8 protein-coding genes are annotated in these 11161 nt (G+C 66.0%); 5 read left to right on the top strand and 3 right to left on the bottom strand.

The genetic code is table 11. From position 1 onward, the window contains the following. Positions 1–2070 (top strand): GH32 C-terminal domain-containing protein (locus ABFE16_18840; GenBank protein ID MEN6347355.1); only part of this gene is annotated, 2070 nt, incomplete at its 5' end. Positions 2071–2202: 132 nt separating this feature from the next. Here the strand turns inward: ABFE16_18840 and ABFE16_18845 are convergent. From ABFE16_18845 to ABFE16_18855, 3 genes are all read right to left on the bottom strand, one after another. After that, positions 2203–4164 carry a beta-N-acetylhexosaminidase gene (locus ABFE16_18845; protein ID MEN6347356.1) on the bottom strand — a complete coding sequence of 654 codons (1962 nt, stop codon included), beginning with the start codon at positions 4162–4164 and terminating at the stop codon, positions 2203–2205. A gap of 176 nt (positions 4165–4340) precedes the next feature. Continuing rightward, a complete protein-coding gene (locus ABFE16_18850; protein ID MEN6347357.1) occupies positions 4341–5429 on the bottom strand; it encodes a lactonase family protein in 1089 nt (362 codons plus the stop codon). A gap of 45 nt (positions 5430–5474) precedes the next feature. Next, positions 5475–6446, bottom strand: a complete 972-nt coding sequence (locus ABFE16_18855; protein ID MEN6347358.1) for an aldo/keto reductase — start codon at positions 6444–6446, stop codon at positions 5475–5477. A gap of 250 nt (positions 6447–6696) precedes the next feature. On the opposite strand from ABFE16_18855, the gene ABFE16_18860 reads away from it, so the two are divergent. From ABFE16_18860 to ABFE16_18875, 4 genes are all read left to right on the top strand, one after another. Next, positions 6697–7740, top strand: a complete 1044-nt coding sequence (locus tag ABFE16_18860; GenBank protein MEN6347359.1) for a zinc-binding alcohol dehydrogenase — start codon at positions 6697–6699, stop codon at positions 7738–7740. A 20-nt stretch (positions 7741–7760) separates the two neighbouring features. Next, the gene (locus ABFE16_18865; GenBank protein ID MEN6347360.1) at positions 7761–9056 is read left to right on the top strand and encodes a four-carbon acid sugar kinase family protein; all 1296 of its coding nucleotides are present in this window, start codon (positions 7761–7763) and stop codon (positions 9054–9056) included. A 17-nt stretch (positions 9057–9073) separates the two neighbouring features. Then, positions 9074–10108, top strand: a complete 1035-nt coding sequence (gene pdxA / locus ABFE16_18870) for a 4-hydroxythreonine-4-phosphate dehydrogenase PdxA (protein MEN6347361.1) — start codon at positions 9074–9076, stop codon at positions 10106–10108. 254 nt (positions 10109–10362) lie between these two features. After that, on the top strand, positions 10363–11161 hold a 799-nt coding region (locus ABFE16_18875), incomplete at its 3' end, for a sulfatase-like hydrolase/transferase (protein MEN6347362.1).

Consider the following 11161-nt stretch of genomic DNA (forward strand, 5'->3'; position numbering starts at 1 on the left):
GAGGAAGACCTGCTCGTGGCCGACTTCGAGGGCGCGGACTACGGCGACTGGAAGACCGAGGGGACCGCCTTTGGTCCAGGTCCGGCCCGTGGCACCTTGCCCAACCAGATGCCCGTGACCGGCTTCCGCGGCAAGGGCCTCGTGAACAGCTACTGGGGCGGCGATGGGTCTACCGGAACCCTCACCAGCCCGCCCCTCAGGATTCAGCGCCCGTGGATCAGCTTCCTCATCGGCGGCGGCCTGTACCCCGGTGAGACCTGCATCAACCTCCTGGTCGACGGCCGGGTGGTCCGCACCGCCACCGGTCCCAACGACCGTCCGGGCGGTAGCGAGCGACTGGCCTGGCGCTCCTGGAACATAATGGACCTCCAGGGCAAGGAGGCCGTTATACAGATTGTAGATTCCCGTCGTGGCGGATGGGGCCATGTCAACATCGACCACATCCTCCAGACGTCTGCATCTCTTGAGGAGGTTCCTCGCACCATGCAGCTCACCCTGACCAAGCGCTACCTGAACCTTCCTGTGAAGACCGGCGCAGACAAACGGCGCGTGAGGCTTGAGGTCGCCGGGCGGACCGTGCGCGAGTTCGAGATCGAGTTGGCAGTCTCCGATCCCGACTTCTGGGTCTTCCTCGACGTGAGCGCCTTCAAGGGACAGCAGGCCGTGCTGCATCTTGGCCTGACCGACCAGGAGTTGGGTGCCCTGGAGCTCCTCAGCCAGGACGACACCCTTCGCGGGGCCGAGAACCTGTACCGCGAGAAGCTGCGGCCGCAGTTCCACTTCAGCACCCGGCGCGGCTGGAACAACGATCCCAACGGCCTCGTGTACTACAAGGGCGAATACCACCTCTTCTACCAGCACAACCCCTACGGTTGGGGTTGGGGGAACATGCACTGGGGCCATGCCGTAAGCCCCGACCTGGTTCACTGGGAGGAGCTTCCCATCGCCCTCTACCCGCGGGAGTTCGGCGACTGGGCCTTCTCCGGCAGTGCCGTCGTCGACCGGCAGAACACCGGTGGCTTCCAGACGGGGTCCGAGAAGGCCATCGTCGCCGCCTACACCAGCACCGGGCGCGGTCAGTGCATCGCCTACAGCAACGACTGCGGTCGCACCTTCACGGACTACAAGGGCAATCCCGTCGTCACCAACAAGGGCCGCGATCCGAAGGTCCTGTGGCACGAGCCGACCCACAGTTGGATCATGGCAGTCTACGACGAACAGGGCGAGTCGAAGGGCATCGCCTTCTACACCTCATCCGACCTCAAGACCTGGACCTTCGCCAGCCGCGTCGACGGGTACTACGAGTGCCCGGAGTTCTTCCCACTGGCGGTCGATGGCAACCCGGCCAACACCCCCTGGGTGCTCTATGCAGCCGATGGCGCCTACGCGCTGGGCGACTTCGACGGCAAGACCTTCACGATGCGGTCGGGCAAGCACCGCTTCAACTACGGCAACGGCTTCTACGCCTCCCAGACCTTCTCCGACCTCCCCGCCGAGGATGGTCGCCGCATCCAGATTGCCTGGGGACGCATGGCGTCGCCCGGCATGCCCTTCAACCAGATGATGGACTTCCCCGTCGAGCTAACGCTGCACACCACGCCCGAGGGTGTCCGCATGTTCGCGAACCCGGTAGCTGAGATCGCCGGGATCCACGGGCGCAAGCACGACTTCACCGGCCTCGAGTTGGCTGACGAGGAGAAGCCCTTGCCGGGTCTGCAGGGCGATCTGTTTCATGTCGATTTGCAGATCACCCTCGAGGAGTGCAAGCAAGTCGGGCTGCGGATCCGCGGCGTGCCCTTGGTCTACGACGTCCAGACCAGGGAGCTGAAGTGCGGCGATTGCACCGCCCACGCCGAACCGGTGGGTGACATGCTGCTGCTCGAGATCCTCGTCGACCGCACCTCCCTCGAGATCTTCGCCCAGGGAGGTTCCGTGTACATGCCGGTGGCGGTGATCCCTGCCGAGGACGCCCAGGGGATCAGTGTCACCGCGACCGGCGGCCGTGCAGTGTGCACCACGCTCGAAGTCTTCGAGCTCACCTCCATCTGGCCTGACCCTGCCGGGCTGTAGTCCCAGCGGCCTCGACAGCAGGCCTCTCAGCCTCTGTCGGCCCTGCGCCGCAAGCGAGAAGGGGGTGCCGCAAGATCACTCTTGCAGCACCCCCTCTGTGTGTTTGCTACCGAGCTTCGCGCCGCGACGCGCCTACTTCACCGTCTCGACGTAGATCTCCCCGTTGGAGTCGAAGCCGCCGTCGGTCCGCACTCGTGCGCGGAGTGTGTAGCGGCCGCCGGGAATCACCTGGGCTACATCAAAGCTGTAGGCGTTGTTCCGGTGTCGGGCGCCGGACGAACCGCTATGGTCATCGCGTCCTACCGGGGTTCCGTTGACTTCCATCGCGACGCCCTCGATGTCGAACCGATGGGTACCGTGCGTGAACATGAAGGTGACGCGATAGTCGCCCGGCTCCCTCACCGCTGAGGTGATGTCCCACTCCCGCTCGTGCCACTCTTCACCGGCATCTCCCGGCGTCCAGCGTGCCACTACCTGCGGCTCGGGTGTCAGGCGGCGGTAGTTCACCTGCATCTGGTCCAGGCGTTTGAGGTGCGTCACGAGGCGCTCGCGGAAGGACGCGTAGTCCTTCAGTTGCGACGGCGTCCAGCCGATCTCGGCCAGGGCACAGGCTCGCGGGAAGCCGAAGTACTCCACCTCCTCCGGCGTGTGCATGTACTCGGTCCACAGGTTCCCCTGGACACCCACAACATACTGGTGCTGAGCAGGGGAGAGCTGGGACGGCGTCGGCTCGTAGGAGTAGACCACGGACAGCGGCAGGTAGCCGCCGATGGCCTCGGGCTCGTCGGAGCCACGAGCCTGGGCATAGTCCAGGTAGCAGTGCGTGGTCGGCGTCATCACCACATCGTGGCCGGCGTTTGCGGCCGCAACTCCGCCGCCGATTCCCCGCCATGACATGACCGCGGCCCCCGAAGCCAGTCCTCCTTCGAGGATCTCGTCCCAGCCGATCAGCCGCCGGCCCTTCTCCGTCAGGAACTTGTCGATGCGGCGGATGAAGTAGCTCTGCAGTTCGTGCTCGTCCTTGAGACCCTCAGCCTTCATACGCGCCTGGCAGCGAGGGCATTCCTTCCAGCGTGCCTTCGGGGCCTCGTCGCCGCCGATGTGGATGAAGGTGCTCGGGAAGAGGTCCAGCACCTCGGTGAGTACGTCCTCGACGAACTGGAAGACCTCTTCCTTGCCGGCGCAGTAGATATCGTCCTCAATGCCCCAGCGCGTGCGAACCTCAAAGGGCCCGCCGGTGCAGGACAACTCCGGATAGGCCACCAGGGCGCCGAGGGCGTGACCCGGCATCTCGATCTCCGGCACGACCGTCACGTGACGTTCGGCCGCGTAGGCAACGATCTCCCGAACCTCCTCCTGCGTGTAGAAGAACGGGCCATAGGGCGTGCCGTCGCCTTCCTTGCGGTTCCCCTTGACCGGCGATTCCCTGCGCACCGAGCCGACCTCGGTCAGCCGCGGGTACTTCTTGATCTCGAGGCGCCAGCCCTGGTCCTCGGTGAGGTGCCAGTGCAGGACATTCATCTTGTGGAGGGCCAGCAGGTCGATGGTCTTCTTGACGAACTCCACCGGCATGTAATGGCGGCCCACGTCCAGCATCAGGCCGCGCCAGGCATAGCTGGGCTTGTCCACGATCCGCGACGCCGGAACCATCCACTCGGGCCCGGTCTGCTTGGTGTTCGCGAAGACCTCCGGCGGGAGGAGCTGTCGCAGGGTCTGTGTGCCGTAGAACAACCCCGCGGCGGTCTGGGCCTCAATCAGAACCCGCCGGGTGTCAACCTTCATCTGGTAGCCCTCGTCTCCGAGAGCCTCCTGCGTTCCGCCGGGCAGCATGACGACAGCCTTCGTCGGAAGGCGACGCATGCCCTGGATGCGCTTTATGGGCAGTTCGAACCCGGTGGCAGGACTGAGGACCGCCTGCAGGTACTGGGCGACGGTCTCCGAGCCCTCGATCTGTGGATGATAGGCGATGATGGTGTCCGGTCCGAAGACGAAGCCCCCGGGACCGATTGCGATCTGCTGAGGCTGCGGGATCACCGCAGGGCGTGGCAGCGGCACCTCGGCAGTCGTGAGAGTGCCTAGAGCTAGTCCGATCATGATTACCCCTCGAACAAATTCTTGCGGCATGACATACACTCCAGCGCACGGGCCGCTCCCCTGACACCCAGGAGTTCGCCCGGCGGCAAAGCGTGTTCTCAAGCGACTATCTTGCCCGTCTTCGCAAGATACGTCAAGGGCGACACGCCGTCGCCGGGGGCCTGTGAGCCCTGTTCTCAGACCACTCGAACCTGCACGAACTTGACACACACCGGCGCAGGCACGGTCACTTCGAGACCTGTCGCCTCGGGTAGGCCCGTCTGCGGGTCGAGAGTGAAGGTGACCAGGTTATCGGTATCCTGATTCGCACAGATCAGGAAGCGTCCATCGGGAGACAGTGCGAAACCGCGGGGAGTCTTCCCCCCGCTGGGTACGTGGCCGACGAGGCAGAGCGACCCCTTCGCCGGGTCGATAGAGTTGACGACGATGCTGTCGTGCCCACGGTTCGAACCATACAGAAAGCGACCAGCCGGGTCCAGGTGCAGATCGGCCGCCCAGCTTGTGCCCTCATACCCCTCTGGCAGACCCGGCACCGTCTGCAGATGGTCGAGCCGACCGGTCTCGGCGTCGTAGGCAAAGGCTATCAGGGTGCTGTCCAGTTCGTTGATCAGGTACGCGAACCGCTGCGATGGGTGGAACACGAAGTGCCGCGGACCTGCTCCGGCGTGAACCTCCACATAGGGCACTGCAGCGGGCGTTAGCGCCCCCGTGGCGGCGTTAAGTTCGTAGACCATCACTCGGTCGATCCCGAGGTCCGCCACGAACACGAACCGGTTCGCCGGATCGACGGTGATCGAGTGGGCGTGTGGTCCCTCCTGCCGGCGGGGATTAGCGCTGGAGCCCTGGTGGCGAACCACGCAGGCGGCTTCTCCCAGGCGACCGTCAGGTTCCCTGGGATACACAGCCGCGCTGCCGTCGCCGTAGTTGGCCGTCAGCACCCACTTCCCGGTGGCGTCGAGGGTGACATAGCAGGGAACGGTGCCCTGCGCCGGCTGGGTGTTGAGCAGCGACAGCGCGCCCGTGGTCGCATCGAAGGCGTAGGCAGCCACAACGGCGTTCTTGCCGACGTTACTGGGCGCGTAGAGGTAGCGAAGATCGGCGGACAGGGCCAGGTAGGTCGGGCTTGGGATACCGCCTGCGGTGGCCAGCAGCTCCAGCCCTCCGGTCTCCGGCTCCATCTCATAGACGTAGATGCCCTCACAGGGGTAGTTCTTCGTGTAGGTCCCGGCGAGGACCAGGGTCCGGCAGTCGGTGGATTGCGTCATGGTATCTGCAGCTCCTTGCTCCTGCGATTGGGTGGCTCTCCAAGACTACGCCCGCTCTTCCTCTCGGTCGGTCGGCAGCGGTACAGGCGGCGTCAGAGCAGAGATGGCTTCCCACTGCTCCTCCGACATCTCATAGTCTCCCGCAGCCAGCGACGGCTCCAGTTGCTCGAGATTCCGCGCGCCGATGATGGGCGCCGTGACGGCCGGGTTCGCCTTGACCCAGGCTACTGCCAGGGTAACCGGCGACACTCCTGCCTCCCGGCTATACTCCACGAACCGCTCCGCGAGCGCGTAGTGCTCCTCGTCGGCATACCGTACCGCATAGCGCTCGTTGGTCGCCAGACGCCCGGCGGCGTCTTTGGCTGTCCGGCTGTACTTGCCGGTGAGAAGCCCGCCGCCCAGGGGGCTGTAGGTGATGACGCCCAGATCCTCCGAGGCCGCCAGCGGCAGAATCTCGATCTCCGCCGTCCGCTTCGCCAGGTTGTACATCGGCTGCACCACGTGAAGCCCCGAAAGCCCCAGCGTCTCTGCACGTCCCAGTGCTCGCGCAATCTGCCCGGCGGTCCAGTTGCTGACTCCGGCGTAGAGTACCTTGCCCTGACGAATCAGGTCCTCCAGGGCACGCAAGGTCTCGTCCACCGGCGTTTCGGGGTCACTATGATGACAGAACAGAATATCGAGCCGGTCGGTGCCCAGCCGTCGCAACGAGTCCTCCACCGACATCATGATCGTCCGGCGTGCCAGTCCCGGGCCGACGCGACCATCGTCCATGGTGAAGCCGACCTTGGAGGTGATGACCAGCTCGTCGCGGCACCCCTTCATAAGGCGGCCGAGGATCTCCTCGGCGAGGCCGAAGGAGTAGATGTTGGCGCAATCGAAGAAGTTGATCCCCGCCTCACGACACCGGGCGAACATCGTCGCTGAAGTCTGATCGTCCGCGTCTCCGCCGAAGGACATCGTGCCGAAGCACAGCCGCGACACACGCACACCGGTCTTGCCCAGCCTTGTGTACTGCATTCCTCGTACCTCCTCACATCGCGCTCCCAGGCCCGCAACGACGACACTCCGACGCTGAGCCTGGGGGATCGCTCTGGGTCCCTATTTCCGCCTCCGCAACGTCGGTCCCTTCGCAGCGAGCCCCCAAGCAGTCACAGTCCGGCAGGTGTACTCGCGGGGTGGGGCGAAGCAGTTCCCGCGTCGCTTATCCGATACTGCTTCCTCTTGCCATCACCGACAACGCAGGTCCAACACTTCCTGGGAGAACACCATGCCACGACGTCTTGCCTTCATCGCCCCCTCTGAGTTGGGGATTGTCGACTACGACGAGCCCGAACTGGCCCCGGGCCAGGTTCGGATCCGCACCGAAATCGCCTCCGCCAAGCACGGCACGAACCTCGGCATGACCGAGGGCAGCACCTTGCGAGATGCCCACTTCGACCCGCAGTGGCACCTGTTCCGCGAGAACGAACCGGCGCCGGCCGGCGCAGCGCCTCAGCCTCGTGGTATGGCCGGATGCACCGGCGTCGGCGTCGTCACCGAAGTCGCCGACGGAGTGACGCGCTGGAAGCCGGGCGACCACGTCTTTGGCTACCTTGACGTCCGCGAGACGAATGTGCGCGACGAGAGCAAGCTCTGGGAGCTCGGGACCATCGACCCCGAGGTCGCCCTCTGCCTCGATCCTGCCTACGTGGCTTTCCACAGCGTGCGGGAGTCCGGAGTCCGCTTCGGCGACAGCGTCGCGGTCGTCGGCCTCGGCGCAATCGGCCTCCTTGCGGTTCGCATGGCCCGTCTCAGCGGTGCCGAGGCGGTCTTCGCCGTCGACCCTCTCGCAATCCGCCGTGAGGTCGCCCTCGGTCTTGGCGCCGATGAAGCCCTCGATCCGACCGCTTGTGACGCAGGCCTCGTCATCCACGAGCACACCGGAACTCAGGGCGTCGACGTCGCCATCGAGGCCGCCGGAAGCTACCACGCGCTGGATGCCGCGATTCGCTCCACCCGGGTCGGCGGCACCGTCTGCATGACCGGCTTCTACCAGGGCCCCGCGAATACCGTGTGGTTCGGACGCGAGGCCCATCACAACCGCCTCAACTTCGTCGTCCCTCATGGCTGCGGCTGGGCGAATCTGCCCCGTGACTACCCGCGCTGGGACGAGAACCGCGCCCACGAGGCCATGGTCAGCCTGATGCGCAAGGGCATCCTCACCGCGCCCGGCGTGATCCAACCCATCCTCAGTCTCGACGAAGCTCCGGAGGTCTGGAGCTGGGTTCGCCGCGAGCCCGAACGTGTGGTGAAGTTCGCCGTCCGGTTCTGAGGCCGCACCGGAGGCCCTGCATGGTGACGCGTTACCTCATCGCCGACGACATGACCGGTGCGCTCGAGGCCGGTGCTGCGTACCTCAAGGCCGGGCTTGGGGTCTGCGTCCCGAGTGGCCTCCGCACCGCCGAGTCCGTGCCCTGCCCCTGGCCGGCGGCGGTGATTGTGCTCTCCACGGAGACGCGCAACTGCGACCCCGAGGTGGCTGCTCAGCGCCTTCGACAGGCCCTGGCAATCATCACTCGCGGCGGCGGAACTCTCGCCTACAAGAAGATCGACTCGACCTTGCGCGGACCCCTGAGTGCCGAGTTGGGCGCAGTGCTCTCAGCCCGTCCGGACCTGCGGCTGCTTGTCACGCCGGCGAATCCCGCCGCAGGTCGCACGGTGGTTGACGGCGAGTTGCTGGTCAAGGGCTGGCCGGTCACCGAGACGCCCTTCGCGCATGAGATGCTGGCCCCGGTGACTGACTCCCGAGTGATGGCCGTGGCGGCCGTCGGGCATGAGCCCGTCTCCGGGTACCTCAGCCTGGCCATCGTCCGCGCCGGTCCCCGTGAGTGTGCGAAGCAGATGCGGGCCGCCTTCGACCGTGGCAAGCGCCTCCTCTTCGCCGATGCGGAGACGGAGGCCGACTTGGTGTGCCTGGTCGAGGCCACGCGCAGGATGCCCCAAGTCCTTCTCGTGGGCTCCGGGGGACTGGCACAGGCCCTGGCCCAGTCCACAGGCCGGACCGCCGTCGGTCCGCCCGAAGTGCAGGCGCCCCAGGGGCCCTGCCTCTTTCTCTGCGGGAGCCTCCACCCGGCGAATCTGGTTCAGTCAGAGATGCTCCGCGATGAGGCCGGCTTCGAGTGGGTCGAGGTCGATGCCGAGACCGCCTTGCGCGATCAGGAGGCCGGCGATAGCTACCGTGCGGAGATCGTGCGCCGGGCACTCGCTGCCCTCCGCGGGTCGGGGCTTGCTCTTGTGCAGTTACGGCTGAGGCGTGGCGCAAGCCTCCTGCCGGGCGAGGACCAGTCCGATGCCGCTCGGAAACTCCTGGACTTCCTGGGCGATGCCTTCGCGACGCTCGACCGTGACTGCCCCGTCCCGCGCTTGTTCGTGACCGGCGGTGAGACGGCCCGGGAGGTCTGCTCGCGACTGGGCGGTCAGTGGCTGCGCCTGTGTCGCGAGTTGGAGCCCGGCGTGGTGGGCGCTGAGCTGTCGACGCCGACCGGCACGCGACTACTCGCTGCCAAGCCCGGTGGTTTCGGCCATGCCCGGACGATGCTGCAGGCCTATCAGTGGCTCAGCGATCCACAGTCCTTCGAGCACCAGTAGAACCGAGGAATACTCCCATGAACAAGCCGGTACTCGCCGTGACGATGGGTGACCCGGCCGGAGTTGGCCCCGAGATCACGGTGAAGGCCCTCGCCGATCCGCTGCTGCGCGAGCGTGTCTGCCCACTCGTCGTCGGTGTGGCGCAGGTCCTAACGGACGCTTCCGCCCTACTGGGCAACCCGCTCCGAGTCGAGACAGTGGCCTCCCCTGAGGAGGCCCTTCGTGCTCCTGCCGACGTCCTATCAGTGCTTGAGCCACCGACCCTGGCACCCGGTGAGTACCCTCGGGCGCAGATCGATGCCCGCTGTGGGGAGGCGGCCTTCCGGTCTATCGAGCTCGCAATCCAGATAGCTCTCGCGGGACAGGTCGCCGCAGTCGTCACCAACCCTCTCCACAAGACCGCGCTCCAGTTGGCCGGTCACCACTACGCCGGTCACACCGAGATCTTCCGCGACCTCACCGGCGCCGCCAGCAGCGCGATGATGCTGGTCGCACAGGGCCTGCGGGTGGTCCACGTGACCACCCATTGCTCGCTTCACGAGGCGGCTGCACGTTGCCGGACCAAGCGTATCCTGCAGGTCACTCGTCTGGCGCATGAGGCCCTGCTTTCGCTGGGCATCGCCTCCCCGCGTCTGGGAATGGCGGCGCTGAACCCCCATGCCGGTGAGGCCGGACTCTTCGGCGACGAGGAACGCGAGCAGATCCTCCCCGCCGTCGAGGCGGCCCGCAAGGAAGGCCTCGACGTCTCCGATCCCTTGCCCGCAGACACCATCTTCTGCCTCGCCCTTGGCGGGAGGTTCGACGCCGTGATCGCCCAGTACCACGACCAGGGCCACATCCCGGTCAAGCTCCTGGGCTTCCACTACGACGACCGCACCGGGCAGTGGACTTCGGTCTCCGGGATCAACGTCACGCTGGGGCTTCCGATCCTGCGGGTGTCGGTGGACCACGGGACCGCCTTCGATCAGGCCTGGCGGGGACAGGCGAATCCGGAGAGCCTGCATGACGCCCTCGACTTCGCCTTGCAGATGACTACAGCGAGGGGACGGTAGGTACCCACACGGCTGAGCCCACGCTCATGTGGCGCGGTGCTCCGTTCCGTACGGAGATCAGAGGGCCGCTGGTGCCGTTGGGGCCCAGCAGTGCTCTGAGGGTGAGGTCGGCGTACCTCACCCCGTCTCGCGGTTGCTCGACTCCCCCTCGCCACTGCGTGGAGAGGGGGCAGGGGGTGAGGTGCACTTGCGGCTTTGACCCCACGCCTGTATGCCCGGACTCTGTCGGTAGACCCGCGACGAGGAGTGATCGCATGTCCAAAGAGACTGAGGACCTCCGCACCAGCCGTCGTGACTTCTTGCGTGTTGCCGGTCTGGGGGCGGCGGCAGCGACTGCCCTTCCTCTGGGCGCTACCGAGGCCGTCGCTCAGGAGACCGCGACCGTGGCCCCCAATATCCTTCTGGTGCTGTCCGACGACCACAGCGCTCCCCACGTGGGCTGCTATGGGAACCCGGATATCCGCACCCCGAATCTGGATCGCTTCGCGGCGCAGGGGATGCGCTTCGACCGCGCCTATGTGGCTTGCCCCCAGTGTGTGCCCTCGCGAGCGGCGATCATGTCGGGCCGTTCTCCCGTTGGTATCGCCATGACCCGCTTCTCCGCACCCTTGCCCAGGGAGGTCAAGGTCTTCCCGGAGCTGCTCAAGGCCGCGGGCTACTTCTCGGGCGTTGCAGGGCGAACCTATCACCTCGACGGCTCAGGGCGCGAGCCCGCTGAGACGAACAACACCTTTGAGAAGTACCACCTGCGCACCTTCGCCGATCGCCTGGACTATGTGAAGCAGGCCGGCGGCGGCCCGAACTGTCTCGCGCAGTTCAGCGAGTTCCTCGACCTTGCTCCCAAGAACCGTCCCTTCGTCCTGCAGCTCTGCTTCAACGATCCCCACCGGCCGCTGGACAAGAACGCGATCCCCGAGCCCCACGATCCGACGAAGCTGACCTTACCCGCGCACTACCCGGACACGAAGCTGGTCCGCGAGGACTTCGCTCGCTACTACGACGAGATCGCCCGCTTTGATTCAGACTTCGGCAAGGTGATGCAGGCCCTCGACG

Source organism: Armatimonadia bacterium, from assembly GCA_039679385.1.
Lineage (GTDB): Bacteria > Armatimonadota > Zipacnadia > Zipacnadales > JABUFB01 > JAJFTQ01.

What these genes read in the sequence shown, in the direction of transcription:
- ABFE16_18845 (MEN6347356.1), bottom strand. Translation starts at nt 4,164, where the DNA reads ATGATCGGACTAGCTCTAGGCACTCTCACGACTGCCGAGGTGCCGCTG.
- ABFE16_18850 (MEN6347357.1), bottom strand. Translation starts at nt 5,429, where the DNA reads ATGACGCAATCCACCGACTGCCGGACCCTGGTCCTCGCCGGGACCTAC.
- ABFE16_18855 (MEN6347358.1), bottom strand. Translation starts at nt 6,446, where the DNA reads ATGCAGTACACAAGGCTGGGCAAGACCGGTGTGCGTGTGTCGCGGCTG.
- ABFE16_18860 (MEN6347359.1), top strand. Translation starts at nt 6,697, where the DNA reads ATGCCACGACGTCTTGCCTTCATCGCCCCCTCTGAGTTGGGGATTGTC.
- ABFE16_18865 (MEN6347360.1), top strand. Translation starts at nt 7,761, where the DNA reads ATGGTGACGCGTTACCTCATCGCCGACGACATGACCGGTGCGCTCGAG.
- pdxA (MEN6347361.1), top strand. Translation starts at nt 9,074, where the DNA reads ATGAACAAGCCGGTACTCGCCGTGACGATGGGTGACCCGGCCGGAGTT.